This is a genomic window from Terribacillus halophilus (assembly GCF_900101385.1).
In the GTDB taxonomy this organism is placed as follows: Bacteria; Bacillota; Bacilli; order Bacillales; family Amphibacillaceae; genus Terribacillus; species Terribacillus halophilus.
Genome location: NZ_FMZB01000001.1, coordinates 1 through 26,262 on the forward strand (window position 1 = coordinate 1; position 26,262 = coordinate 26,262).

The following is a 26,262-nucleotide window of genomic DNA, read 5'->3' on the forward strand; positions in this document are numbered from 1 at the left end:
AGAAAAATTAGGCTACCACACACCAAAAGAGTTTGGTGGCATGGCAGCCTAATAAGGGTGTTTTATTTGTGTCTCACATCGCTATGTCAGTCTAAGTAAACAGTTTTATTTTTCACTGTCTACTTAAAGGGGAGCATATCATCTATGGAATGCCTTTTCTTTATAGTTCTACTGTCGCTTCGCCGATTCGCTTCACGCCGCGAATGCGGGAAATATCCTCTGCCAGCCGTAACGCGGCCTTATCCTTTTGTTTTGCTTCGATCATGAAATCCACGGATTGACCGATATCCTTCAAATGTTTGATTAACGGCATCAGAAATTCCACATCTACATAATCGGCGTGACTGCGAAAAGCCTTTTCTGATTTTGGTGAAGAGGTGTGGATTTTCGGCACATGTTTGCGGTTCTGCCAAGTGGCCATGAAGCGTGGAAGAACTTTCTCCAGTGGCTCCTCTCCAGTGTGGTTCGCCATGTAATGGTGGATATCGAACATCATTGGTATCCGATGCCTTTCACATACGTCCAGGGTTTCGGTTGTCGTATAGGTTTTATCGTCATTTTCCAATGTCATTTGTGCCTTGATCGGATCAGGAAGCTGCTTGATGTTTTCGTGAAAACGTTCCAGGGCCAGCTCTTTGTTTCCATATGCACCGCCGACATGGATGTTGATATATGCTTCATCTTCTAATCCCATAGCAGTCAGCATATTGTAATGGTATTGCATATCTTTCACAGCATTTGAAGTAATATGCGGTTTATCGCTTGTGAAAAGGGTAAACTGATTCGGATGAAAGCTAACACGGATGCCATATTCGCGAACCAACCGTCCTATTTCTCCGTACAAGTCGGTGAAGGGTGAAAGATAGTCCCAGCCGGCTTCTTCATGGGTGGCTAGCGGGGCGAGCGAGGAAGAAAAACGGTAAAGCTTGATTTGGTGAGCGATATTATAATGCAGGATTCGGATTGTGCGCTCCAGATTCTCTCTTGTCAGCGCATGCAGCTTTGCTTGCCTCTTTGCTTTCTCAAGCTTGGACCACCTGGCAAATGTCATCGTCTTTGCCGGTGAAGCTTCATATAAATTCAACGCAGTTGATACGTAGCCGAAACGGATGATCATACATTTTCTCCTTTGTGACAATCTATAGCTATTTTCCCCTTCTTTTGACGTTGGTAATCTTATTTTATCGCAGCAAAGTTCATGCATGTCAGGCTGTACACCTGTATAATTAAAACCGAGCAGGAAAAAAGTTTTGAAACCTTTTGTATCCCTGCGCGTATAGAAGGTACAAGATAAGAGGATGGTGAAAGGTTTTGGGTATTCTTTCCCGTATATTCAAGAAAAAAGCCCCGGAGCGTCCTGCTGTGAAGGAACGTCATGCACTTTCCATCCAAGTGGGGGACATTGTCGAATATGACTTGGTCACCTATGAAGTAGTCGGCAAAATCACATCCCGTCAAGGGAATTACGAATGGTTCGATTACCAGCTGGTGGAAGGGGATACAACATTATGGCTCTCTGCGGAAATGGATGACGAATTGGAACTGGGTATATATAAAAAAATCCCACTTTCGGTATCGAAACCGTATCCGAAGCAGTTATCCCATGAAGGCCGGACTTACTATCTTGATGAGCAAGGTGAAGCCCGGGTCGTAGGTGAAGGAAGAAGCCGTAATGTGAATGGCTCGATCGTCCATTTTGCGGATTATTATGATGAAGATGAAGAGCATTTCCTGGGCCTTGAAGGCTGGGGGAGCGAGATTGAAGTCAGCTATGGCTACGAAATCAAGCCGCGTGAAATAAAAATCATTGCGGGTTCAAACTAAATCAATTAAAGGAGCGAATTGTTATGTTTAAATTTTTTAACCGAGTAAAAACAGTCGTAAGCTCAGAATTGAATGCAATGCTGGATAAAGCAGAAGATCCGGTGAAAATGCTGGATCAGTTCATGCGCGACATGGAAGCGGATATCCGTGAAGCGGAGACAGCTGTTGCCAAGCAGATTGCCAATGAAAAGATGCTTAAACGCAAGTATGATGATGCCAAAGCTATGGCGGATAAGCGCCAGCAGCAAGCGGAGACAGCTATTGAAGCAGGCAATGATGATTTGGCTCGTCGTGCTTTGGAGGATAAGCAGACACATCAGCAGACAGCTGATACACTTTACGCCTCTTGGGAGCGTGCATCAAGTGACGCAGCATCCATCCGTCAGAAACTGGATGAAATGAAAAAAGAATATGCTGAAATGAAACTGAAAAAAGATTCCTTGAAAGCACGTGCCGAATCTGCCAAAACACGTACGAAGATGAATCGCACAATGTCAAATATCGGCAGTGATGAATCACGCAGCGGCTTCGATCGTATGGAAGAAAAGGTACTCCAGTACGAGGCGGAGGCAGAAACTAGCGAGGACCTTTCCAAATCGAATCGTTCCCTCGACGATGAATTTGCTGCTTTGGAGAAAAACGGTGTCGACGATGAGTTAGCTGCCCTTAAAAAGAAAATGGGTAAAGAGTAAGCAGCCATAGCCACCGGCAGGCTGACCCTTGCGTGAAGCAAGGGTCTTCGTCTGTCTGCTGTACATAAGAAAAATGGAGAAGGGAGGAGCTTTCATGAAATACTGGCTGGCAGGTATTTGCCTGTGTTTTGTCCTCACTCTGGCTGGCTGCGGTAATTCCGATGAACCGTCTGCTTCTGTCAGTGATATACCTGATGAGCCGGATAAGGAAACGGTCACTTCTGAATTTGAAAACAGTGTAGGGGAATCGATTGAAACGCTGATAGACAACAACTTCTATTTGCTCGATGTTGTTTCAGGAGATAGAAACGGCAGTGCGAATGTCTATGCAACACGTCTTTATACAGTGGACGAATTAGAAGAGCTGTTCAAGCAAGCCGAAGGTCCTGATGAAATCAGCGACAAGAAAAACGGACAGCAGATCATGATTTATGACGATGTCTTTATCACGTTGAAACCAAGTGAAGAAGATGAGGATGTCACCTTGATTGAAGTGGCAGATCGCACCTTTGTAAGGGAAAACTACTCACCGAACTATTTAAATACATTCTTTACATTTGCTCTTTTGAACTCCCTTTTCGGCAGCAACTGGAGCCAGTCTAGAATGGATACTTGTCAGAACGGCGGCTGTTATGGGGGCTATACGTCGACATATCGGTCGAATGATGACGGCGGCGGGTCAGGCGGCGGCACGACACGACGCGGAACGTCCAGCTATCGTGGCGGCGGACCAGATGCTGGTAAATAAAGATAAACCAATAAATAAGGAGGCATAGAATCATGAATCCATTTCTATCGACGTTTTTGTATTTTGCCATCGCGGTTGTGGTCGTCATCATCGGTCTTATCATCTTTGAGCTGATCACACATAAGTACCGGGACTGGGAGGAAATCGAGAAAGGCAATACAGCAGTGGCATTGTCGATTGGCGGTAAGGTCATCGGGATCTGTCTTGTATTGTCATTCTCCATTTATCACAGCAGCGAACTTTGGGAAACGCTTATCTGGGGTGCTTATGGTGTCGTTCTTCAGATGGTTGCCTATTTCATATTCGAAGGGGTGACGAGACGTTTCTCGGTTCAATCCAAGCTGAAAGAAAACAATATTGCTGTCGGAATTATTTCCTTGGCAGTTTCAGTCGGACTTGGATTTGTCATCGGTGCGTCCATTACGTAAGTTAATACCAGTTCGGAGATGAAATAGATGCAACAGAAAGTATCGAATAAAACGTCATTCATATATTGGGCTTCAGGTATCGTTTCGATTTGCGGTATCATTTTCGAAGTCTTATTCGGGGCTCTTGGCTCTTATATTCTCGGAGATGGTGTGAAGCAATATACACTCACCATCTCTTTGTTTTTGACTGGAATGGGGATCGGTGCCAGTGTCAGTGAACGTGTTACGAAGCGCTTGATCCTGGCATTCATTTATATCGAATTCTTCGTGGCCTTGATCGGTGGGTTTTCAAGTTTCACCATGTTCGGAATCACGGCATACACGCCCGATGGCACGGATGCATTCTATCTTTATTTCGTGACACTTATTGTCGGGGCGCTGACTGGTGTAGAGCTGCCGATCCTGATCCGTAAAGCAAATGAGATCGGGGAGACGCTCGGCCGCAGTACCGCCCGTGTCCTATTCAGTGATTATGCTGGAGGATTGATCGGCGGCCTGCTATTTGCCTTCTTGCTTCGTCCGCAGTTTGGCATCGTCAAATCGGCATTTTTAGTCGGTCTTGTCAATTTAGCAGTGGCACTCATCGTTCTCTGGCTGTTTCGTGAGGAAGTGAAGCGCGTTGCCTTGCATGCCACTGTCGGCATTGTCATTGGGATCCTTCTCATTCTTGGTGTCTTTTTCGGAGAAGAGACCGCGTTTTCCTTCGAACAGAAACTGTATCAAGATCCGATTATCCATATGGAGCAGAGTCAGTATCAGAATATCATCCTTACCAGGAATGGGGATGACCTGCGGCTGTATTTGAACGGCGGCTTGCAGTTCAGCTCATTCGATCAGCATCGATACCATGATGCGCTCGTCCATCCGGTCATGTCTCAAGCCAAGCAGCATGATCAGGTGCTGATTCTTGGGGGAGGGGATGGTTTGGCAGCGAATGAAATCCTGAAATATGAGGATGTGCAGGATATCACGTTAGTCGATCTCGACCCTGCTGTGACTGAATTGGCGAAGACAGAGCCCAAACTGCTTGATTTGAATAACCGGTCTTTGTTAAACGATAAAGTGACCATCCATAATCAGGATGCTTTTAACTATTTGAAGGAGACGAATCAAGTATATGATGTTATCATCGTTGATTTGCCCGATCCGAATGATGAGAGTCTGAACAAGCTTTATACCGAGGAATTCTACTCATTAGTACGCAATCACATGGAACCCGAAGGAGCGATGATCGTCCAAGCGACCAGTCCGGTGTTTGCGACCGAGTCTTATTGGACGATTGATGAAACCATTCGAGCAACAGGGCTGGAAACGGAAAATCTGCATCTGGATGTGCCGAGCTTCGGCAACTGGGGCTTTGTCATGGCCAGCAGGAACCCAATCGATCCAGCTAAACTCGAGGTCACGGTGCCGACAGAGTACTTGAAATCATCCATGATTCCCGGCATGACTGAATTCGGGAAGGATGAAGACAGCGAGATTACCAATTCAGACGGAGAAACCGTGACCCTCCGGCCGAATACGTTGGTGGATCCACACTTGATCGAGATTTATCAGCAGGAATGGAAGCACTACTGATTTTCTCTTGGCAGCAGTGCCCGATAGGCTACCGGGGAAGTCAGTACAGTAGATGTATTGAATGCCCCATATGGGATCAGCCGGTCGATCAATTCGCGCATGCCGTTCATATCAGGAACAGCTGCTTTCAGCAGGTAATTGATCGGACCTGTCACCCGGTGGCATTCGAGTACTGCTTCTTCTTGTGCAATCAGATTTTCAAACTCCAAATGGGATATCTTCAATTCACTGACTTGGATGAACAGCAGGATATCCAGGCCAACCTTCGCATGTGCCACTCGGGCAGTATAATGCTCGATGACTCCGCGCTCCTCCAATCTTGCCATCCGTTCCGATACGCTCGGTCTGCTCAAAGCAAGTTTCTTGGATAATTCACTGATCGTGATGCGTCCATCATGCTGCAGCAATTCGAGTAAAGTGCGGTCGATATGGTCCATAAGTTACCTTCCTTTCACATTGCAGGTCAGTGCCGCATATAATTTTCATTATGAATATCAAATCAATGTATTGCCTTCAAAAACCTATTCATTTCTTATGTTATTTATTCTAACATAGAAAGTGAATTAACAGGATGTCGTGATTTATATGTGGCCATATAAGATTTTCAGGCTGATTTTTAACTTGGAGAGGAGCAAATCGCTTGCTGCAGAAGTATTTGAAAATCGTTCTCGGCTGTTTCCTGGCCAGCCTCGGCTTGTATATGCTTAAAAGTGCAGAGCTGGTAACAGGTGGAACAGCGGGACTTTCTTTAGGGTTATCTTATCTGCTGTCCATGCCTTTCGGTGTCGTTTTCTTTATCATCAACATTCCTTTCTACATCTTTTCATTCATTAATATGGGATGGCGTTTCACTGTAACGACAATAGCATCCGTAACCATCCTGACCTTGTTTTCATTTCTTCATCCGTTTTATCCCGTCATTGAACTTCCGGGTATCGTCGCAGCGGTTGCTGGCGGCTTGATTGTCGGATTTGGCTTAATTCTTTTATTCATGAATCAAGCATCTCTTGGCGGAGCGAATATTCTCGCCTTGTTCCTGCAAAAACGATTTGGAACAAATCCAGGAACAATCAACTTTATATTTGATTTTTGTGTGGTAATGGTAAGCCTTTATTCGGTCGGTCTTATCAAAGGTATTTATTCCATACTCTCAATAGCGGTGACATCGTTTGTCATCAGTTACTTCAAAGAGAAGTTTGCCAAACCATTGCCAACACCTAAAGCAGCACCAGTTGCCCAAGCGGCAGAGTGACGAAGGAGAAATCCTTCTTTTTTTAATGGTACAATCTGGCTATGGGGAATGGAAAATGGACAGAGAAGTCTTAAAGCAAAAGCTTACGCAATTAAGGGTAAATGATCAGATCGACACGGCCGTTTCTATGGAAGAACTATTGTTCTCCATGCTGCCGCATATTGGTGATCACGATCCTTCTTTGCGGGATGAGCTGATATATGGTTCGGCTAGCAACTGGATAACAGAAGGATTGGTTTCTCCTAAGGTGATGAGTGAGTTACTGGTTGAGCTCCTGACAGATCGGTATCTATTCAACGAAGAAAAATATACTAGAAGTTTTGCAACATTGTGGATTGCAGCCATTCTTTTTCGACACAGAAACAAAGCATTTCTGTCTGAGTCTGTAATAGAGAAAGTTTATCAAGCTTTGCTTGCTTATATCCAGCAAGAGACCGTCGGAGGGGGATATGATGAAACATTTGGCTGGCTGCATACATTGGCGCATGCTGCAGATGCATTGGATGAACTGATTCTATTGACAGAGCTGACGGTCGATCATCGCCAGCAGCTTGTAAAAGCGGTGATAGATAAGATGGCTTTCCCTTACCACATCCTCTCGCATGAAGAAGATGAACGAATGACAATTGCGATCCATTCAGCCGTAAAGAATGGGCTGGATCCTGCGGTGGTCGGATTTATGGTGAAAGACAAAGCGTCGCAAGTAATTGCATGTTGGCCAGATGTAAAGGAAACGAATCTGCGTATGCGCTCAAATTTCAAGCAGTTCATCCGCAGCATGTATTTTTGCTTCGCTGACTATTCAGCCTTGCGATCCACCTTATATGAGTGCGAACAGTTATTTTCTGGTATCTATCATCAAAAGCCTTCTTGCTGATTGTTGTTGAGATACTTTTGTTATATGATAATCCCGAAAGTCTGTTTTAAAGAATCTATGATAAAGAGTGATGAAAATGGAACAACATTTGACATATATTATGCCTCCGGAATGGGAGAAGCATGAGCGTACACTGATCAGCTGGCCTGTGAAGGACTCCATGGTTTACCCGGAGGACTGGGAAGCTGTTTGTAAAGGTTATGCAGATCTGATCCTTGCAATTGCGGAATTCGAACCGATTACTGTATTGGTGAACAAAGAGGACCATGATGCAGCGGCCGCTTATGTGGGACAAGATGAGAATGTGACATTGCTCGAAGTCTCCCATGACGATGCGTGGCTGCGTGATAATGGACCGACATTCGTCCGCGATGAAGCGGGCAAACTTGCTGGTGTGAACTGGCGTTTTAATGCATGGGGAGAAAAATATTTCCCGTGGGATCTCGATGATGCTGTAGCTCCTGCGGTCTTGCGCCACCTGGGTATCAAGCAATTGGACGCCCCATTAGTGTTAGAAGGCGGATCCATTCATGTTGATGGGGAAGGGACGCTGATCACTACCGAGGAATGTCTGTTAAACCCGAACCGTAATCCGGATCTGTCTAAAGAAGACATCGAAGCTTATCTCCGTCACTATCTTGGTATTGAAAAAGTGATCTGGCTAAAACGCGGAGTCGCTGGAGATGAAACAGACGGACATGTCGATAATATCGCTTGCTTCGCAGCGCCTGGTAAGCTGTTGCTGCAGGTAACAGATGACCCTGAGGATGAAAATTTTGAGATCACACAGGAGAATCTGCGGATTCTTGATGAGACGAAGGATGCGAAAGGCCGTCAAATCGAAGTGATTGCAGTCCAGCAGCCGCCGAAAATAACTTGGAATGACACGCGTTTGACGTTGAGCTACATCAATTTCTATTTCGTAAATGGCGGCATCATCCTTCCTGTGTTCGGCAATACCGCAAAAGGAACGGATGAGCGGGCGATCAAGCTGCTGCAGGAGCAGTTCCCTGAACGCCGGATCCGTACGATTGATGGACTGGCTATCATCAAAGAGGGCGGAAATGTGCATTGTACGACACAGCAAATGCCCGCAATGGAGGAGTGAAGTAATTGAGGAAGGTAACAGTAGCAGCTACACAGATGGCTTGTTCTGGTGGGGTGGAAGAGAATATTGCTCATGCTGAGAAGCTCGTCCGCCAAGCGGCTGCCCAAGGAGCAAATATCATTTTACTCCAGGAATTATTTGAGACACCTTACTTTTGCCAAAAGGAAAAACCTGCGTACTACGCGTATGCAACAGAGCTGGATCAGAACAAAGCAGTGCAGCATTTTAAACAAGTGGCAAAAGAGCTTGGCGTGGTGCTGCCGATCAGCTTTTATGAGAAAAAGAATAATGCGAACTATAATACAGTCGCTATGATAGATGCAGATGGATCCGTGCTTGGCATCTACCGGAAAACGCACATCCCTGATGGACCTGGCTATGAAGAGAAATATTATTTCTCTCCTGGCGACACTGGATTCAAGGTGTGGAATACAAAATTCGGAAAGATCGGCGTAGGCATTTGCTGGGATCAGTGGTTCCCGGAAGCAGCGCGCAGCATGGCGCTTCAAGGGGCTGAACTCCTGCTGTATCCAACAGCAATCGGTTCAGAACCGGAGGATGCTAGCATTGATTCAAAGGATCATTGGCAAATGTGCATGCGAGGACATGCAGCATCCAATCTGATGCCTGTTTTAGCATCGAATCGGATTGGTGTGGAAACCGATGATGATTCCTCCATCACGTTCTACGGTTCTTCGTTCATTGCCGGACCGCAAGGCAATTTGCTAGCGGAGGCAGGGCGTACAGAAGAGGAAATCCTGACAGCCACCTTCGATCTGGATGAACTCGCGATGCAGCGTGTGGAATGGGGTCTCTTCCGTGACCGCCGTCCGTCGATGTACCGGAATATCCTAAGCTCCGATGGTTCTACGACAGTGTGAAGCTTGAGGCTTGTAAAATGCACCCTGCAGTGAACTCGTTAAGAGTTTGCCTGCAGGGTGCATTTGTATATGGATAGATTCTTATTACAGCCCCATCACGTAAATCAAACAGTACCCAGTTCCTGCCAAGACAATTGATCCCAGGAAGGCAGCATAGAAGACATGGAACCCCAATTTTTTGAAAACTGTCAGTTCCACATTCAATCCTAATCCCGCCATAGCCATTCCGAGAAGCAGATACGAGAATGTCACAAAATTCTCCACTATATTTACTGGTATGATTCCTGCTGTATTCACGGCACTCATGAAAAGAAAACCAAAGATGAACCAAGGTATAGGTAGCTTTTTAAAGGCGAAACTTTTCTTCTCTTCCTCCTTCTGGTCCAACCTTTGAGCAGTTATGCCGATCAGAAGTGCAACTGGAACGAGAAGTGCTACTCTTGTCAGCTTAACGACAATAGCAATGTCCTCGGATTCTGTACCTCCTGCGGAAGATGCAGCTACTGCATGAGCAATCTCATGCAGTGTACCGCCAGCAAACATGCCATATTCATAAGGGCTTAGGGGTAAGAATGGAAATAAAAATGTATAAATCAGCGTGAACAGCGTACCAAGCACAGCAATAACAGCCACACTTACTGCTGTAATACTTTCTTTTGCTTTGAGGAGCGGGGCTATTGCAACAATTGCTGCTGCTCCGCAAATTGCTGTACCGCAAGCCGTCAATAGGCTTAGCGTTTTATCTACCTTACATAATCTTGATAATGCGTAAACAAAGGTCAGTGCAATACTTAATAAGATCCCGGCAAACAAGAAAGTCCTCCATCCGGCATGATATATATCTGCCATATTCAGTCTTAACCCCAATAGGATGATCCCCACTCGTAAGAGTTTTTTACTGGAAAACTCGATTCCTATCCTATACTGTGGCTTAACCTTGCATGTATGACCCCATACGATGCCAATCAATATTGCAATAACCAGCTGCCCCACTATATCCAAATACGGCAATTTGGCCAGCAGTGCGGCTAGTATGGCAATAATGAGGGTGATGAATAGTCCTTTCGCGTAAGAATCTTGTCTTTGGCGCATGTGATCCCTCCTGTCATAAGTAAAGTATGGCACCTGGCTTTCTATTTGTGAAATTGATATATATAATCATACTTATTAATCTTATTAATAAGTGAGGTCTTGAGGATGCATATGGATGAGCTTGAAACGTTTCTAACTTTAGCACGGGAAAAGAATTTCACGAGGACAGCAGCGATAAGGGGGCTATCGCAGCCTACGGTGACAGTCCATATCAAGAATTTAGAAAATGAATTTTCTACCGCTTTCATCACACGGACGACCAAGCATGTACAGCTTACGACCGAGGGGGAACTTTTCTATGACCATGCATTACAGATGATGACTTTGTATAAGAACATCAAAGAGACATTATACGAACAGAAAAATCATGTTTCCGGTCTGCTCAGGATAGGCGCCAGCTATACAATAGGCGAGTACTTGCTGCCTAAGGTCCTTGCACATCTTCATGCAGTCTATGATCATTTAGAGTTCCAGCTGACCATCGGTAATTCAGATTCGGTAATAGAAACAGTCCGGCGTTTTGAGGTGGATATTGGTTTGGTGGAGGGAGAAATTCATTCCAGGGAAGTGCTTCAGGAATCCTTCCAGGAGGATCAGCTTGTGATTGTATCTTCCTCTGCAAAGCCGATTCGGACAGTGGAGGAACTCAGCGAGCAGGTATGGATCATTCGCGAGGAGGGTTCAGGTACAAGACAAGCATTCGACCATTTTGTATCGGAAAAAGGCCTTCGGATTAAGTCCAGATTTATTTTTTCTTCTACACAAGCAATCAAGAATGCAGTAAGCAGCGGAATGGGAATTGCTTTACTATCACAAGCTGCAATTCAAGAAGAACTTCGTTATGGGACACTGCAGGTCGTTTCAATCAATGGATTTCAAGAAAAGAGATCTTTTTCATATGTCATTGCGAAAAAGAAACAGATTACAAAAAATATGGAATTGTTTTTAGACAGTTTACTATCAGGATGATAGATTTGATTAGAGTATGGCTGCCGGGTAGTTTGTGTGTCAGTGGGGCCACGAGGTATGTTCCTTGTTTGTCCTATAGGTCATCTATCACATGATATTTTTTCCATTTCATCACATCTGAAGTCCTTTTATGGCTGTGTCACCAAAAGCATTGCGGTGTACATAGTCCAACACCAATCCAATCATACTCCTTTAACGGTGAAATGGCCAAAAAAGGAAAAGGGCAATGAACATGCAGCCACATCCCAAGAAGCCGGCAATCTCCCTGCGATCATGAAACATAGATGAAAACCGGTGAATTTGTGAAAGCGTGATATACATACAAAAAACGGCCCTGTGAGGGCCATTTTTCAATCTTTGAGTAAATCATTTTCGTCGAGGAAGTCCTTGGCTACACGTTCTACACTTTTTTGCTCAATATCTACCTGGTAGTTCAATTCACGCAAGGAATCTTCTGTCAGTGCATTTTGGAGCGGCTCCAATATTTCGGTTATTTCTGGATAATCATCCAAGGTTTCTTGATTGATGGTGGCAGCATAGTTGTAAGAAGGGAAAAATTGCTGATCATCTTCCAATATTTTCAGATCCATGGAATTAATCTGTGGATCAGTTACAAAGGCTTGGGTGACGTCGATTTCATCATTTTCCAATGCTGTATAATAAAGACCGATTTCCATTTCACGGATATTGGAAGGAGGGACATCGAATCCATAATATTCTTCTAATCCAGGCATCCCATCTCTCCGATTTCTGAATTCCGTCTCCATCCCGAATCGGAGATCCTCTGGATTTTCTTTCGCATAAGCTGCCAAATCACTTAACGTCTCAATGCCTAACGCATCTGCTTTTTCCCGTTCCATAACCAATGCGTACGTATTGTTGGCGTCAGTCAAGTTAGTCCATGCAATGCCGTTTTTCTCATCCAATTCCTGAACCTTTTGCATCGCTTCATCTTTATCGGCAATCGGCTCTTGATCCAAATAGGTGACAAGTGCTGTTCCAACATATTCCCATGACATATCAACTTGGCGGGTTTCGATTGCTTGACGCATGGCGGAGGAGCCTAAATTTTGAATTTCTTCAACATTATAACCGTTATCCTCCAATATGAAGGTCGTCATTTTGGCTATGACCAGCTGCTCAGTGAAAGTTTTTGCTCCGACAGTGATGCTCTTGCCACCAGGGGCGCATGCGCTTAGTACGATCAGCAAAGCCGTTAATAGGGCGAATAGGGTTAATCGTTTTCTCATGAATTGACGTATCCTTTCTTTACGAATTTTTTGCTTTTCTGGCAAGTCGGAGTCCTTTTGGCACTAAGGCAAACTGCAGCCATTTGAAGAGATAGTCGATCACGATGGCAAGCAGCGTGACGGGAACGGCTCCAGACATCAAGAAAGCATTATCGAAGAGACGGATACCAGTGAAAATCCATACACCCAGACCGCCGGCGCCGATTAGATAAGCAAGTGCAGCAGTTCCGATATTGATGACCAATGCTGTCCGCACTCCTGCGATAATCGAGGTGAGCGCATTCGGCAGTTCTATTTTCCAAAGGATCTGTGCATTGGTTAGTCCCATGCCTTTGGCTGCATCAATCATGTTGTCATCAACGGAATCAAGGCCAGCAATCGTATTTTGCAAAATAGGCAAAAGGGAATAGACGAATAAGGCAACGACTGCTGCGCTGATTCCAATACCCAAAAAACCCATGGCCAGTGCAAGCACAGCTAAGCTCGGGATCGTCTGCCCAAGATTCGCGATGCCTACGATCAGCCATTCCGATTTGCGGAACTTAGGCCGTGTAACGAAGATGCCTAGTGGTACTGCAAGCAGCACAGCAGCAGCTCCTGAAAGGAGTACAATCGTAATATGCTCACCGAGTAAGCGCAGGAAGGTATCCGGCTGTTCCCAGATTTTGCTGAACATATTATTGGCGAATGCCCAAACAAAGAAGGCGATGAGCAGCGCCCAGAAGATAAGCTTGATAATCAAGGCAATGGTTTTGTTTGTCCGTTCCATGATTGAAGCCTCCTCAGACGCTCTCCTTGATCTCACGGTGCAGGAACTGCTCGATCAAGTCCAAAGTAATACTTCCCTTGCGTGTACCATTGTCGTTCTCTACGATCAGCTGATCCGCTTCCTGGTTCAAGATCTTCGAAATAGCCACTCGCAGGGAAAGATTTTCGTTGATATTCTGAGAGTCTGGAGATTCAAGGACAGGTTTCAATGTCAGCGCATCGGCCAGGTCTTTCACTGTATATAGACTCATGCTTTTCAGCACACGGTCCTGGCCAACGAACTCTGCAACAAAGCTGTTGGATGGTTTGTTCAGCATCCTGGCGGGTTCGGCATATTGCATCATCTTGCCGCCTTTGAGCAGGGCGATTTTATCGGCCATCTTGACTGCTTCGTCAATGTCATGGCTCACAAAGAGAATCGTTTTCTTAAGTTCTTTCTGAATTTGCAGGAATTCCTCCTGCAAGTGCGTACGGATGATTGGGTCCAGTGCGCCGAATGGTTCATCCATCAGCATCACCGGCGGATCTGCTGCCAAGGCACGAGCTACGCCGACACGCTGCTGCTGCCCCCCAGAAAGCTCATGCGGATACCGTTTCCGGTATTCATCTGGATTCAGGCCTACTAGTTCCATCAGCATATTGAAGCGATCACGCATTTTTTTTCTGTCCCATCCGAGCAGATTGGGTACGATCATTGCATTGTCTTCGATATTCATATTGGGAAAAAGTCCATTGGATTGGATGACATACCCGATATTGCGTCGCATTTCTATTTTATTGGAATGCCGTACGCTTTTGCCGTTGAGCATGATGTCGCCGTCCGTGATGCTCTCCAGCTGATTCACCATCCGGAGCAAAGTCGTTTTTCCACAGCCGGAAGGACCGAGCATGATGACCAGTTCACCATCTTCGACTGTAAAATTCATATTTTCAATCGCTTTTACATTGCCGTTGTATACCTTTGTTACATCGTTGAAATGAATCATAATGTCACCCTTATTATTTTTTAACACCCTTGGGCGTAAATAGATTTTCGATTAAGCGCAGGAACAAATCCGCAATCAATGCCAAAATTGCAACCGAGATAGCACCTGCCAATATCATTGTGTTATTGGTACGTAATATTCCTTGATATATGATACCTCCAAGACCGCCTGCACCAATTAGCGTGGCGATGGCCCCGACACCGATATTCAAGACAGTGGCGGTACGGATTCCGGCCATGATCAACGGCATGGCATTTGGAAGCTCGACTTTGAAAAGACGCTGAAAAGTTGTCAGACCGATACCATTGGCAGCATCCCGTATATCGGGATCGACATTGCTGATTGCTGTGTACGTATTCCGGATGATTGGCAGTTGTGAATAAAGCACAAGTGCGATGACAGCCGGTAATGTACCGATTCCTTCGTTTATAAGTGAAAGAACTGGAATCATGATTCCAAATAAAGCGAGGCTTGGAATAGTCATCATGATAGAAGCAATTTGGAGGATGGTGGAGGCTGCGTATCTATTGACGGAGCAATAGATACCTAATGGGACGCCAATCAAAATGGCAATGATGATTGCTGAACCGACAAGTTTGATATGATCCCATGTGTATCCAAGTATAAATGTGAAATTAGTGGTAAAATAATCAATTAAATCTGAAATGGGAGGGCACCTCCTGAATTTGTCAGCAAAAGCTCTTGTAAGACTTTTGCTACCTATTGTTATACCCAGATAAACCAACATCCTAACATGAAAAAGTAACCATTACAAAGTTAGGATTAACTTATAATACTAAGTATATCGGAGGAAACAGGAGGAAAATTGTAGTCACAGATGCAGAGCTCAAGAAATGAACGAATTTCCTTCTAGACAGAATTCGCTAAAACGGCACTTATAAAAATTATATCAAAAAGAAAATTTGAAATTTGGATGTAGACCTTGAATTATTTTATATGAATGAATATAATTCTCCTTCTGAATTGAAAAAGATCTGCATTGTTTTAAAAAGAAAGGAATTAGCAGCTTATGAAAAATTTCACTTATCAAAATCCCACTAAATTGATCTTTGGAGAAGATCAGCTAAGTGCTCTGCCGGAAGAGCTGGAAGACTACGGGAAGAACGTCTTACTTGTCTATGGCGGCGGAAGTATTAAGAAAAGCGGGTTATACAATAGGGTATTGGACATGTTGGATGAGGCGGGAGCCAAGGTGTCTGAACTAGCGGGTGTAGAACCGAACCCTCGTTTGACAACAGTAAAAAAAGGAATTGAGATTTGCCGAAATGATGGGATAGAGTTCCTGCTTGCAGTAGGCGGCGGCAGTGTGATTGATTGTACGAAAGCGATTGCTGCTGGTGCCGAATATGCAGGTGATGTATGGGATATCATCAGTAAAAAAGTGACAGCAACTGAAGCACTTCCATTTGGTACTGTGTTGACACTTGCAGCAACTGGTTCTGAGATGAATCCTGATTCTGTCATTACAAATTGGGAAACAAACGAAAAGTATGTATGGGGAAGTACAGTTACGCATCCGAAGTTTTCGATTTTAGATCCAATAAATACATTTTCCGTCCCGCGCGACCAGACAGTATATGGAATGGTCGATATGATGAGTCACGTATTTGAACAATACTTCCATAATGTAAAAAATACAAAACTTCAAGATCGCATGTGTTATTCTGTGCTGCAAACCGTTATCGAAACCGCGCCAAAACTGCTTGAAAACCTTGAAAGCTATGAGTATCGTGAAACCATTTTGTATTCTGGAACTATGGCATTAAATGGAACCCTTCAAATGGGATACTTTGGGGATTGGGCTTCTCATACAATTGAGCATGCTGTTTCAGCTGTTTATGATATCCCGCATGCAGGCGGTTTAGCAATCTTGTTCCCAAACTGGATGAGACATACAGCTGATCAGGACATAGAGCGTATGAAACGATTAATGACAAGTATGTTCAAGATTAGTACAGAGGGAAAAAGTGATAAAGAAATCGTTTTTGAAGGAATCGATATGTTAAGTGCATTTTGGTCTAGTCTAGGCGCGCCTTCTCGATTGGCAGACTACAATATTGGATCAGATCGGTTGGAAGAGATAGCTGAAATTGCGGTTCGTGAAATGCAGTATGGTGGATTTGGCAACTATAAAAAACTTACAAAAGAAGACGTTCTTTCCATTTTACAAGCATCATTATAAAACAACGGTGGAAGAGAACGAGTGTTTTGTAGTATAAGCACCTTCACTGCTGCTTTTGAAAGAGCATTTGGAGGTGTCTTTTTTAGTGCCGGTTTCTATCAATTTTGGTTATAGGCATGGATGGACTTTCGTTAATATGTATTACTAAATTGCTGTTTCCTTGCCTAAGCAGCTGAAAGTTTAAAAATATTACAAAAAATATATTTACTTCTCCCTAAAAATGGTGTTAGTATATCTAAATACTAATATGTACTCATTAAATAAGTACTAGTGTAGAAGGAGTCACGCCCTTATACAAACAAAGAGAGAATGCAAAGCAAAATAGTCAGAATAAAATAACTATTTTGTAGAGAGGGAGCGAGAAGAATGAAGGAATACTTTATCGAGAGAATGTACAAAGCATCACAAGGAATGGCAAATGCAGTCCTCGTGACCCTCGGTATTGGTTTATTGATGGAGACCTTTGGTGAGTTCTTGAACTGGCCCACGATGGTTGCTGTCGGTACAGTCGCAAAAGCATTATTAGCACCAGCTTTAGGAGCGGGCATCGCTGTTCAGCTGGGTGGAAATACATTGGTTGTCTTCAGTGCAATGATCAGTGCTACAGTAGGCGGCGCTGCAATGACTGTCGGCGATGACGGCTTATTGACATCGATGGTATCCGGGCAGCCAATCAGTGCTGTTCTTGCAGCGGTAGTGGCTACCTTTGTCGGAAAGCGGGTAGCAGGTAAAACACCACTCGATATGATGGCCATCCCATTTGCAGCAGTATTTGTCGGGGGGATCGCTGGTGCAGGGCTTGCAGCAGTGACGACGCCGTTATTGACATGGATGAGCGGGCAGATTGCCAACTCTGTAACTGGTTCTCCGTTGCTTGCATCCATCGTCATTTCGTTAGTATGGAGCATTCTATTGATGACGCCAGCATCATCTGCAGCATTAGCAATCGCCTTGCAGCTGGATCCGGTATCCAGTGCTGCAGCATTGATCGGCTGTACCGCCCAATTTATCGGATTCACATTCATGAGTATCCGCCAAAACGATCTGGGTGGTTTCCTGGCACAGTTTGTCATTACACCGAAAGTACAGTTTCCTAACTTGATCAAGAACCCAGCACTTGTCATCCCGCCATTTGTCGCTGCAGTCGTATGTGCGCCGATAGCGACAGTTTTACTCGGATTTACGACGTCCTATGAACTGGCAGGATTGGGTCTGAATTCATTCATCGCACCACTTAATATATTGGCAAGCCAAGGCATGGAAGCCTTCTTGATCTATTTGGCAACAGGCGTAATTCTGCCGCTGATCATCTCGCTTGGGCTTTATCATGTAATCAAATCAATCGGATGGGCAAAGGTCGGCGACCTGCGCATGGAAATCCAATAATCAGAGCCGCAGCTATGAAGCTGCGGTTTTTTTCATGCAGATTTAAATAATATTGCTATACTGAAGGGAGATACAAAATAAGAAAGAAGGACAGTCTTCATGAATCATCTGAATCGTGTGCTCGCACGATATATGCCTTTTTTGACTCCGCTTAGCGTAGTGGCAGGTATTCTCTTCGCTGACTTCCTGCATCATGGAGAATCAATGGTACCTTGGATATTTGCAATCATGACATTTGCCGGAAGCTTATCCGCTAATTTCAGCAGCCTGCTGCATGCAGTTAAAAAACCTGGACCGATGCTGCTTGCCTTTGCTGTTCTTCATTTCATCATGCCTTTACTCGCTTTTGGACTCGGTCACCTTTTCTTCCCTGGAGATTTGTATACAATTACAGGTTTTGTACTGTTGACAGCCATACCAACGGGCATCACCGCATTTGTTTGGGTTGCAATGCAGGAAGGGGATATCGGACTTACTTTATCGACCATCTTGATTGGGACCTTGATTTCACCTATATTAGTACCGCTCGTTTTGCATGTCCTTGTTGGCGGTGATGTGCAGCTTGAGGTACTACCGATGATGCAGGGCTTGCTATGGATGATTGTCATTCCTTCCATCACAGGCATGCTTGTCAATCAACTTTGTAGCAATCGTCTCACAAGCACATTAAGTACAAATTTGGCCCCATTCTCAAAAATGGGCCTTATAGCTGTCGTGTCCATTAATGCCTCTGTAGTGGCTCCTCAACTGAAAGGGATGGATCTGACTGTCATGGGAATTGTGCTACTCGTTTTTTGTTTATCTGCTGGCGGTTATTTGTTGAGCTGGTTTCTTGGGAAGTTATTTCGTTATGGGAGAAGGGAAATTGTCAGCGTTACCTTCATAGGGGGAATGCGGAATATCAGTGCTGGTGTGGTGCTTGCCGTGAGCTTTTTTCCGTCTCCTGTTGCCATACCAGTCGTGATCGGAATGCTATTCCAGCAAGTGTTGGCAGCGGTTTTTTCCAACCTGCTGAAGAAATATGAACAACAGCAAGCTGCTGCTTGAAAGAAAACCGTCTGCGCGGTTTTCTTTTTTTATTTCTGGTTTCTTTATCCATGTTTACTATTTAATCTTTAAGGTAATGGCTCTACATGATAGAGAAAGGGGATGCTTATGTGGGAAGCGATTCTTTGGGGAGCCATTGCAGGTTCTGCTAGTTTGATTGGTGCTGCTTTACTTATGCTTGTCCCAGTGAAAAAACGAATTATCGGATTTATCATGGCTCTGGGTACAGGAGCGCTGATTGGTTCCACCTCTTATGAATTATTGGAGGAAGCGTATGAGCTCAGTGGGGGCTTGCAAGAAGAGGCGATAGGTTTTCTCGGAGGGGCAATGATCTTCACTATACTGGATATAGTCATTTCACGAAGCGGCGGGAAGAATCGCAAGCGAACTCGTTTGCATGAGACGCACAATAAAGAGGAGAAAGGTTCAGGTTTGGCGATTTTTGCAGGGACAGTGATGGATGCCATCCCGGAATCGGCCATGATCGGACTAAGCCTGGCAAGCGGAGGAGGTGCCAGTACAGCATTGATTGTTTCAATTTTCATCAGTAATTTTCCAGAAGGTCTTTCCAGCACATCCGGTATGCAAAGCAGCGGATATTCGCGAAAACGAATCCTGATCATGTGGTTGGCAGTAATGATAATATCAGCACTTAGCGCATTGGTTGGAGCTGTATTGCTGCAGGATACCAGCGCCAGTACGAGAGCAATCCTCAATTCATTTGCAGGAGGAGCGATCATTGCAATGGTTGCATCGACGATGGCACCAGAAGCATATGAAGAGGGAGGTCCAGTTGTAGGAATTGTGACAGCACTGGGTATGTTTATAGCCTTTTCTCTGGCGCATGTTTAAGGCGTGTTTATGAGGGGGATATAAAAGCGAAAGAATGGAGGCGTTTCAGTTGAAAAATCTTGTTCGAAAAGTGATTAAGTACGGACCTATCGTCTATCCAATCGTCAAAAAGATAATCAATAAAAGAAAAGCCAAACGTTCCGGGAGGACTTCGTATTAAAAAAACGTGAGAGCAAATGCCCTCACGTTTTTCCGTTATCTGCTTCGGCTGCCTTTTTCGAGTACGGTATCCACTTCAACTGCAGCTTTATCCAGCGCAGCTTGCGGATCTTCGCCTTGATAAAGGCTTTCCATGCCTGTTACAATTTGCTGACGTGCTTCAGGGAAGATGGAAATCAAAGCTCCTTGCGTGGCTGTGCTCGGAATCGTGTCATGAAGCTGATCCACGGTCACTTTCAGTTGCGGATACTTCTCCCATTCCTGTTTGACGATATCTTCTTCATAAGCAGCTGGATTGATAGCGAAGTAACCGGATTCAACATGCCATTTAGCCTGTACTTCCGCTGTGGATAGATATTTCATGAAGTCCCAGGCAGCTTGCTGCTGATTTTCATCAATATCCTTTGCCATCCAGAGGGAAGCACCGCCAATGATGACACCTTGCGGATCGACATCGTCAGGGTGGGGCAGATAGGCAACACCAACTTCGAAATCAGCATTATCCACAAGCCCTTTGATACCCGCAGAAGAATCAAGCATCATAGCCATCGTGCCGGTTTGGAAGGAGGCACGCATATCATCCCAGTTCTGACCGCTATTATAGTATGTTCCGGCTTCGTACATCTCGCTGATTAATTCAAAAACCTTCTGCCCTTTTTCGTCATTGAACGCCGCTTTCGTTGCGTCCCCTTCGCGTCCATTTTCATTGTTGACGTACATACCGCCTTGCGTTGCAAGCAATTCCTCGAAGAACCATCCATAGTTTAAAATGGAAAGACCATATTGCGTTGTTTTATCGCCTTCTTTGACGGTCAATTTTTCGGCAGCTTCCTTCAATTCGGTGTATGTGCGAGGCGCTTTCTCCGGATCCAGGCCTGCTTCCTTGAACGCATCTTTATTGTAAACAAGGACAGGAGTGGAGGAGTTGAAAGGCATGGAATACTGCTCGCCGTCGACTTGATAATAAGAAGAGATATTTTCTTCCCATTGGGAGGTATCATAGTTCTCTTCATCGATGAATTTCTGGACAGGCTGGATGTTCCCGCTGTCAATCATCTGTTTAGTCCCGGCTTCGAATATCTGGGTGACTGCCGGGGCATCGGCAGTACCGGCAACTGTTTTCAATTTCGTCAGTGATTCCTCATAAGAGCCTTGATAAACTGGTTCGACGGTATATTTATCCTGCGAGCTGTTGTATTCATCCACGATTTCATTGACGCTTGCTTCCAATTCACCGCCCATGGCATGCCAGAAGATGATTTCGGTCTTGCCGCCCTCCGTCGTACCGCTTGCGGAATCAGTACCAGAACAAGCAGCGAGGAATAGTACAAACAAAACAGATAAACCAGCTAATAGTCTTTTCATTATACAACCTCTTTCGTTTTTATTTGATTGCACCTTGCGTCAGACCTTTTTGCAGTTTCTTCTGTCCGGCGAATAACAGCAGGAGAGTAGGAAGGATCACGATGACAACGCCAGCCATCACTATCCCCCAATCAGACGCTATTTCCTGTGTCTGCAGCTGTTTGAGGCCGATTTGGACAGTTCTTGCTGATTCTGTATTTGTGACTAAGAGCGGCCAGAGATACATGTTCCAGTTTGTGAGAAAGCTGTAAATACCTAATGTGATCAAGCTGGACCTGCTGACCGGCAGGATGACATTCCAGAAAAAACGGAACCTGGAGATTCCGGCAACTTGGGAAGCCTCATATAGTTCCTTTGGAATTGTCTTGAAATGCTGGCGCAATAGGAAGGTTCCGAATGCCAAAGCAAAGAAAGGAACCGTCAAACCAATATAGCTGTTTGTCCAGCCAAGATTTTGTACGGTCATGAAATTCGGTACCATTGTCGCTTCCCATGGAATCATCATCGTGGAGATGAACAGGAAGAACAGAAAGTCCCTGCCTTTGAATTTCATGAAAACAAAAGCGAATGCTGCCAAGCTGCTTACGAGGAGCTGGCCAACCATGACAATGGCTGAAGTGGCAAAACTGTTGACCAGATAGGTGAGCAAGGGTACCTTTTGAAACACTTCCACGTAGTTATCCAATGATAGGCTGCTAGGGAGCAGCTGACCGCCCAATACTTCCCCGCCTTCCATAAAGGAAATGCTGAAAGCGTAGAAAATCGGAAACATCATGAAAGCCGCGCAGACGACAAGGACGGTATACAGACTGATGCGTTTTGCAAGGATCATTGATAGTGTACCTTCCTTTCGCCCAGTTTGAATTGCAGTATTGTCAGCAGCAGGACGCAGAAGAACAGGATGACTGCCTGCGCACTCGCTGCACCGACATCATTGTTGATGAATGCATCCTTATAGATTGAATAGACAACAACATTCGTTGATTCAACTGGTCCGCCCTTGGTAAGGATATCGATTTGCCCGAACGTCTGAAATGCATTGATGAGGGATACCGTCACAATGAAAAACAGCGTCGGGGATAGCATCGGCAGTGTAATTCGGCGGAGCTGATAAAAATAGCTTACACCAGCGACTTTTGCATTCTCATAGAGATGTGTATCGATGTTCTGTAAACCGCCAAGTATGATCAGATAAGCGAATCCAGTATTCATCCAGATCGTCGATAAGGACACAGCCAGCAAAGCATAATCCGGGTCCTGGAGCCACTGGATCGCGGGAAATCCAAGCAACTCGGCAACCCTGCTGAATACACCGATGGACGGGTTGTACATGAACATCCAAATGACGCTGGATGCTGCAACGCTCATTCCCATCGTCGAGGAAAAAAGTGTTCTAAAGATGCCGATACCTTTCATTTTTTCATTCGTCAGCAATGCCAAAAACAGTGCCAGCAGAATTCCGGCAGGTACGGTGTACAGGACGAAAAGGATGGTTGCCTTGACGCTGCTTTTGAAACTGTCGGAGCCAAGGATATACTGATAATTCTCAAGACCGACAAATTCAAATGGACCCATCTGGTCTGCCAGGAAGAAGCTCAAATAAATACTTCGGAACATCGGGTAGAAAACGAATACACCGAATAGGATGATGGACGGGAGCAGATAAAGCCAGCCTTCCAGGAAGGCGAAAGGGTTCCGTTTGGGACGATTTTCTTGGGAATGAACGGGCTGCAAGTCCCGCGCTGCGTTCATCTGAGCACCTCTCGTGCTGCTTGCTTTGGCTGCCCATCATTGGCTGCCCATAGGATCCGGCCATTGTCCTTTGAAAATAGATGGATAGTGTCCAAGTCAAAGCGGACAGGAATCCGGTCTCCGACAGAAAACTGCCATTGTCCATTCCACCTGGCGATCCATTGTTCTTTGGTGTTATCCAGCGTGAATGTCAAGAGTGTTTCTGTGCCGAGAACCTCGGTATTGACGATCTCTGCTACGGCATCTGCTTGTTCCGGGGCAGAAAACAGAATGTGCTCCGGTCGTATTCCAATTTGGACATTTTTGTTCGCGGTCTTTAGATTGCCTTTCATTGGATTCGACAAGATGCAGTGCGGAGACAGCTTGATCCCATTTGGTGATACATCTGCTTCCATTACATTCATGGCAGGCGAGCCGATGAATGTGGCGACGAATGTATTGGCAGGATGATTGTAGATATCGAGCGGTTTGCCGATTTGCATCGATTCCCCATCATGGAGGATCATCATCCTGTCTGCCATCGTCATCGCTTCTGTCTGATCATGTGTGACATAAATCATCGTGATCCCCAATTTTCGTTGTATTTGTCTGATTTCCGAGCGCATCCGGGTGCGCAGTTTTGCATCGAGATTGGATAAAGGCTCGTCCATCAGACAAAGAGGGGATTGGGTCACAATGGCCCTGGCTAATGCGACCCGTTGTCGCTGCCCGCCGGATAATTCGCGCGGTTTTCGTTTTAAATAATCCGACAAGCCGAGCATATCCGCCGCTTCCAGACAGCGGCGCTTTTGTTCCTCGCGTGAAATCTTCTTTGTATGTAAGCCGAAAGTGATATTTTGTTCCACATTCAAGTGTGGGTAAAGTGCATAATTCTGGAAAACCATCGATAAATCCCGTTTATTCGGAGGTGCATCATTCATCCGTTTGCCATTTACGAATAAGTCTCCGCCGCTAATCTGTTCCAAGCCGGCTATCATTCGTAAGATCGTGCTCTTCCCGCAGCCGGAAGGACCGACAAGGACGAAGAATTCTCCTTGCTGCAGCTGCAAATCGACTTGATTGATTACATTTTTTTTGCCATCGTATGACTTCTTCAATCCCGCCAGCTCTACATGTGTCATAATCTGCTCCTTTCTGGAAATTCCCCTATACTATAACGAGTGAAAATTGAGCTATTGTGAAGCAGGTATAAAAAAGCGTTTACACTAAGGCGGCAACTGAGCTTTGTTTTTACAAAGTTCATACAATCCCGCAATGAAAAAAGGACTTGCAGGTCATATGACCTGCAAGTCCTGTTATGCTCTGTTACTTTTTGCGCAGTCCGCGTAAAATGATGCTCAATACGAATACGACGATAATGGCACCGATCAGGGCAGGGATGATTGCCATACCAGCTATATCGGGACCAAGGTCGTTGAAGATCAGTCCGCCCAGCCATGAGCCGACAATCCCGGCAATGATATTTCCGATGATGCCTCCGGGAACGTCACGCCCAAGGATCAAACCAGCGAGCCAGCCGATGATACCGCCGACGATAAGATATAAGATGAAACTCATGATAACTACCTCCAAAAAGTGATGTATTAATCTGTTTTATAGTAGTAGCATTCCCGAACAATGCAGACTGCAAACGTCGTCTGTATGTTTACACGTTCTTAAGATAAGCTGCATCATTCTACACAGCAGCTCAACATCCACTTAATAAAAAGTCTTTATGCTAAAACTACAAGAAAATAAATGATGATCACTGTCCAAAGTTCGAAGATTACAATCGTACAAAGATTACAATCCAGATAACCCCAGGGAGATGATCCGAATGACGAATCAGTTTAGTCCATCGTACGAGTCCGTAACTACTAAATCGCTTGGTAGCCAGTCTGTCCACAGAAGTATCATGCCGGTTATCGCGCATCGCGGTGCTTCCGGGTTCGCGCCGGAGAACACCATTGCTGCATTCGATTTGGCTGTGCAGATGAACGCGGATTTTATCGAGTTGGATGTACAAATGACAAGGGACGGCCAGCTTGTCGTCATACATGACACGTCCGTCAACCGTACGGCAGCCAATGCCCCGGAAGAGACGGTATGTGTGAAGGACCTTACCTTTGCTTCTTTACAGGGCTATGATGTTGGCGCTGGATATGATTCTGTATATGAGGGGCAGCGTATCCCGTTGCTGGAGGATGTAATCAAACGGTATAAGGGGAAAACGAAGTTTCTCATTGAACTTAAATCGCCGGAACTTTATGACGGAGTGGAGGAAGCTTGCGCGGAATTACTGGAGCGATATGAACTGGCTAATGTACTGCATGAAGAAGTTATCCTGCAATCTTTCAATTTCGGATCGGTCGCTTATCTTTCGCAGCTTCTGCCGCACGTGCCACTTGGTGTGCTGACATCAAGAAGTGCGGACCTTACAAATCGTAAGCTTGATAAAATAGCTGCCTATGCAGATTATGTAAATACTCACTTCACCAATGTGACACTGGATGACACCTTGGTCGGCAGGATCCATTCACGCGGAATGCGTATTATGCCATGGACAGTCCGGGCGCCAGGAGAAGTCCAGCCGCTGATCCGTGCAGGTGTCGATGGTATCATCACGGATTATCCGAATTATGTGAGATGAAAAAAGGAGACCTCTTTTTTGATGTGCACCCCAAAAGTTGGAGTAACATTTAACTTTTGGGGTGCAGTTCATTTCAGGTCTCCTTTTGCGTGTCATCTATTTTGAACGAATCGAAGCAGTTCGAATGCTCTATCTCCAGCAAGTTCTGCAAGATCTTCCCAGCACTCATCTCGTTTCAGGTCGAGTTCAACAATCTGTTGGGCTAAATCAAGGGCTTCCTGATCATATGCCACGTGCATGACGCTCCTTTCTGGTCTCCTATTTCAGTGTTACGATCAGTATACATATAACTAAATTACGATGCATCAACCATGTAAGCGATGCTGACGAACTTTTTTATTGTTTGTTAGGTTTCCTAACATAAAGCTGGGATGCTCGGATAATTTCGGTATAATGTAAAGTAACAGCACATGGTG

The 26,262-nt window shown here is 45.1% G+C and carries 28 protein-coding genes; 15 read left to right on the forward strand and 13 right to left on the reverse strand.

The annotated features are described in order from the left end of the window. Positions 1–160: 160 nt before the first annotated feature. The gene (gene uvsE / locus BLQ53_RS00005) at positions 161–1,117 is read right to left on the reverse strand and encodes a UV DNA damage repair endonuclease UvsE (RefSeq protein ID WP_093724737.1); all 957 of its coding nucleotides are present in this window, start codon (positions 1,115–1,117) and stop codon (positions 161–163) included. A 194-nt stretch (positions 1,118–1,311) separates the two neighbouring features. On the opposite strand from uvsE, the gene BLQ53_RS00010 reads away from it, so the two are divergent. The 5 genes from BLQ53_RS00010 (at position 1,312) to BLQ53_RS00030 (ending at position 5,270) form a co-directional block, all read left to right on the forward strand. Further along, on the forward strand, positions 1,312–1,824 hold the full coding sequence (locus BLQ53_RS00010; protein ID WP_093724739.1) for a DUF4178 domain-containing protein: 513 nt from the start codon (positions 1,312–1,314) through the stop codon (positions 1,822–1,824). A gap of 23 nt (positions 1,825–1,847) precedes the next feature. Further along, on the forward strand, positions 1,848–2,516 hold the full coding sequence (locus tag BLQ53_RS00015; protein ID WP_093724741.1) for a PspA/IM30 family protein: 669 nt from the start codon (positions 1,848–1,850) through the stop codon (positions 2,514–2,516). A 94-nt stretch (positions 2,517–2,610) separates the two neighbouring features. Next, the gene (locus BLQ53_RS00020; protein WP_170829520.1) at positions 2,611–3,264 is read left to right on the forward strand and encodes a DUF4247 domain-containing protein; all 654 of its coding nucleotides are present in this window, start codon (positions 2,611–2,613) and stop codon (positions 3,262–3,264) included. 32 nt (positions 3,265–3,296) lie between these two features. Then, the gene (locus tag BLQ53_RS00025) at positions 3,297–3,692 is read left to right on the forward strand and encodes a DUF350 domain-containing protein (protein WP_093724745.1); all 396 of its coding nucleotides are present in this window, start codon (positions 3,297–3,299) and stop codon (positions 3,690–3,692) included. Positions 3,693–3,719: 27 nt separating this feature from the next. Then, on the forward strand, positions 3,720–5,270 hold the full coding sequence (locus tag BLQ53_RS00030; RefSeq protein ID WP_093724747.1) for a polyamine aminopropyltransferase: 1,551 nt from the start codon (positions 3,720–3,722) through the stop codon (positions 5,268–5,270). On the opposite strand, the gene BLQ53_RS00035 is transcribed toward BLQ53_RS00030, so the two are convergent. After that, positions 5,264–5,707, reverse strand: a complete 444-nt coding sequence (locus BLQ53_RS00035; protein WP_093724749.1) for an Lrp/AsnC family transcriptional regulator — start codon at positions 5,705–5,707, stop codon at positions 5,264–5,266. The two genes, BLQ53_RS00030 and BLQ53_RS00035, sit on opposite strands and share 7 nt — an antisense overlap. Positions 5,708–5,910: 203 nt before the next feature. On the opposite strand from BLQ53_RS00035, the gene BLQ53_RS00040 reads away from it, so the two are divergent. The 4 genes from BLQ53_RS00040 to aguB all read left to right on the forward strand — a co-directional run bounded on the left by BLQ53_RS00040 (position 5,911) and on the right by aguB (position 9,388). Further along, complete coding sequence (locus BLQ53_RS00040; protein WP_244499187.1) at positions 5,911–6,522, forward strand: YitT family protein; 612 nt, start codon at positions 5,911–5,913, stop codon at positions 6,520–6,522. A 55-nt stretch (positions 6,523–6,577) separates the two neighbouring features. Continuing rightward, positions 6,578–7,399: a DUF2785 domain-containing protein gene (locus BLQ53_RS00045; protein ID WP_170829521.1), complete on the forward strand. Its 822-nt coding sequence runs from the start codon at positions 6,578–6,580 to the stop codon at positions 7,397–7,399. A 76-nt stretch (positions 7,400–7,475) separates the two neighbouring features. After that, entirely contained in the window at positions 7,476–8,507 is a 1,032-nt protein-coding gene (locus tag BLQ53_RS00050) for an agmatine deiminase family protein (RefSeq protein WP_425288269.1), read from the forward strand. Positions 8,508–8,512: 5 nt separating this feature from the next. Further along, positions 8,513–9,388 (forward strand): N-carbamoylputrescine amidase, encoded by an 876-nt coding sequence (gene aguB, locus BLQ53_RS00055; protein ID WP_093724755.1) that lies wholly within the window; start codon positions 8,513–8,515, stop codon positions 9,386–9,388. A gap of 84 nt (positions 9,389–9,472) precedes the next feature. Here the strand turns inward: aguB and BLQ53_RS00060 are convergent, their stop codons facing one another. Next, the gene (locus BLQ53_RS00060) at positions 9,473–10,480 is read right to left on the reverse strand and encodes a YeiH family protein (protein ID WP_093724757.1); all 1,008 of its coding nucleotides are present in this window, start codon (positions 10,478–10,480) and stop codon (positions 9,473–9,475) included. Between the two features lie 111 nt (positions 10,481–10,591). Here BLQ53_RS00060 and BLQ53_RS00065 point away from each other — a divergent pair, with 111 nt between their 5' ends. Further along, complete coding sequence (locus tag BLQ53_RS00065) at positions 10,592–11,449, forward strand: LysR family transcriptional regulator (protein WP_244499188.1); 858 nt, start codon at positions 10,592–10,594, stop codon at positions 11,447–11,449. A 350-nt stretch (positions 11,450–11,799) separates the two neighbouring features. On the opposite strand, the gene BLQ53_RS00075 is transcribed toward BLQ53_RS00065, so the two are convergent. The 4 genes from BLQ53_RS00075 to BLQ53_RS00090 are packed head-to-tail and all read right to left on the reverse strand — an operon-like array spanning position 11,800 to position 15,198. Next, positions 11,800–12,699: a glycine betaine ABC transporter substrate-binding protein gene (locus BLQ53_RS00075; RefSeq protein ID WP_139180821.1), complete on the reverse strand. Its 900-nt coding sequence runs from the start codon at positions 12,697–12,699 to the stop codon at positions 11,800–11,802. 19 nt (positions 12,700–12,718) lie between these two features. Continuing rightward, a complete protein-coding gene (locus BLQ53_RS00080) occupies positions 12,719–13,468 on the reverse strand; it encodes an ABC transporter permease (RefSeq protein ID WP_093724765.1) in 750 nt (249 codons plus the stop codon). A 13-nt stretch (positions 13,469–13,481) separates the two neighbouring features. Next, complete coding sequence (locus BLQ53_RS00085; RefSeq protein ID WP_093724767.1) at positions 13,482–14,453, reverse strand: ABC transporter ATP-binding protein; 972 nt, start codon at positions 14,451–14,453, stop codon at positions 13,482–13,484. 13 nt (positions 14,454–14,466) lie between these two features. Continuing rightward, positions 14,467–15,198 (reverse strand): ABC transporter permease, encoded by a 732-nt coding sequence (locus tag BLQ53_RS00090; protein ID WP_342005024.1) that lies wholly within the window; start codon positions 15,196–15,198, stop codon positions 14,467–14,469. A gap of 285 nt (positions 15,199–15,483) precedes the next feature. Here BLQ53_RS00090 and BLQ53_RS00095 point away from each other — a divergent pair, with 285 nt between their 5' ends. From BLQ53_RS00095 to BLQ53_RS00110, 4 genes are all read left to right on the forward strand, one after another. Next, the gene (locus tag BLQ53_RS00095; RefSeq protein WP_093724771.1) at positions 15,484–16,656 is read left to right on the forward strand and encodes an iron-containing alcohol dehydrogenase; all 1,173 of its coding nucleotides are present in this window, start codon (positions 15,484–15,486) and stop codon (positions 16,654–16,656) included. Between the two features lie 366 nt (positions 16,657–17,022). Next, the gene (locus tag BLQ53_RS00100) at positions 17,023–18,042 is read left to right on the forward strand and encodes a PTS sugar transporter subunit IIC (RefSeq protein ID WP_093724773.1); all 1,020 of its coding nucleotides are present in this window, start codon (positions 17,023–17,025) and stop codon (positions 18,040–18,042) included. 99 nt (positions 18,043–18,141) lie between these two features. Next, entirely contained in the window at positions 18,142–19,089 is a 948-nt protein-coding gene (locus tag BLQ53_RS00105; RefSeq protein ID WP_244499189.1) for a bile acid:sodium symporter family protein, read from the forward strand. Between the two features lie 108 nt (positions 19,090–19,197). Further along, on the forward strand, positions 19,198–19,941 hold the full coding sequence (locus tag BLQ53_RS00110) for a ZIP family metal transporter (RefSeq protein WP_093724775.1): 744 nt from the start codon (positions 19,198–19,200) through the stop codon (positions 19,939–19,941). Positions 19,942–20,136: 195 nt separating this feature from the next. Here the strand turns inward: BLQ53_RS00110 and BLQ53_RS00115 are convergent, their stop codons facing one another. From BLQ53_RS00115 to BLQ53_RS00135, 5 genes are all read right to left on the reverse strand, one after another. Beyond that, positions 20,137–21,465: an ABC transporter substrate-binding protein gene (locus BLQ53_RS00115; protein ID WP_093724777.1), complete on the reverse strand. Its 1,329-nt coding sequence runs from the start codon at positions 21,463–21,465 to the stop codon at positions 20,137–20,139. 19 nt (positions 21,466–21,484) lie between these two features. Next, positions 21,485–22,297 carry a carbohydrate ABC transporter permease gene (locus tag BLQ53_RS00120; protein WP_093724779.1) on the reverse strand — a complete coding sequence of 271 codons (813 nt, stop codon included), beginning with the start codon at positions 22,295–22,297 and terminating at the stop codon, positions 21,485–21,487. Continuing rightward, the gene (locus BLQ53_RS00125) at positions 22,294–23,217 is read right to left on the reverse strand and encodes a carbohydrate ABC transporter permease (protein WP_093724781.1); all 924 of its coding nucleotides are present in this window, start codon (positions 23,215–23,217) and stop codon (positions 22,294–22,296) included. Before BLQ53_RS00125 ends, BLQ53_RS00120 begins: the two co-directional genes overlap by 4 nt. Further along, positions 23,214–24,338 carry an ABC transporter ATP-binding protein gene (locus BLQ53_RS00130; RefSeq protein ID WP_093724783.1) on the reverse strand — a complete coding sequence of 375 codons (1,125 nt, stop codon included), beginning with the start codon at positions 24,336–24,338 and terminating at the stop codon, positions 23,214–23,216. The genes BLQ53_RS00125 and BLQ53_RS00130 overlap by 4 nt, the downstream gene beginning before the upstream one ends. Before the next feature lie 184 nt (positions 24,339–24,522). Next, on the reverse strand, positions 24,523–24,774 hold the full coding sequence (locus BLQ53_RS00135) for a GlsB/YeaQ/YmgE family stress response membrane protein (protein WP_093724785.1): 252 nt from the start codon (positions 24,772–24,774) through the stop codon (positions 24,523–24,525). 259 nt (positions 24,775–25,033) lie between these two features. Here BLQ53_RS00135 and BLQ53_RS00140 point away from each other — a divergent pair, with 259 nt between their 5' ends. After that, positions 25,034–25,846 (forward strand): glycerophosphodiester phosphodiesterase, encoded by an 813-nt coding sequence (locus tag BLQ53_RS00140; RefSeq protein WP_170829522.1) that lies wholly within the window; start codon positions 25,034–25,036, stop codon positions 25,844–25,846. Positions 25,847–25,938: 92 nt separating this feature from the next. Here BLQ53_RS00140 and BLQ53_RS18795 read toward each other — a convergent pair whose 3' ends face one another. Further along, a complete protein-coding gene (locus BLQ53_RS18795) occupies positions 25,939–26,079 on the reverse strand; it encodes a hypothetical protein (RefSeq protein WP_170829519.1) in 141 nt (46 codons plus the stop codon). Positions 26,080–26,262 lie beyond the last annotated feature (183 nt).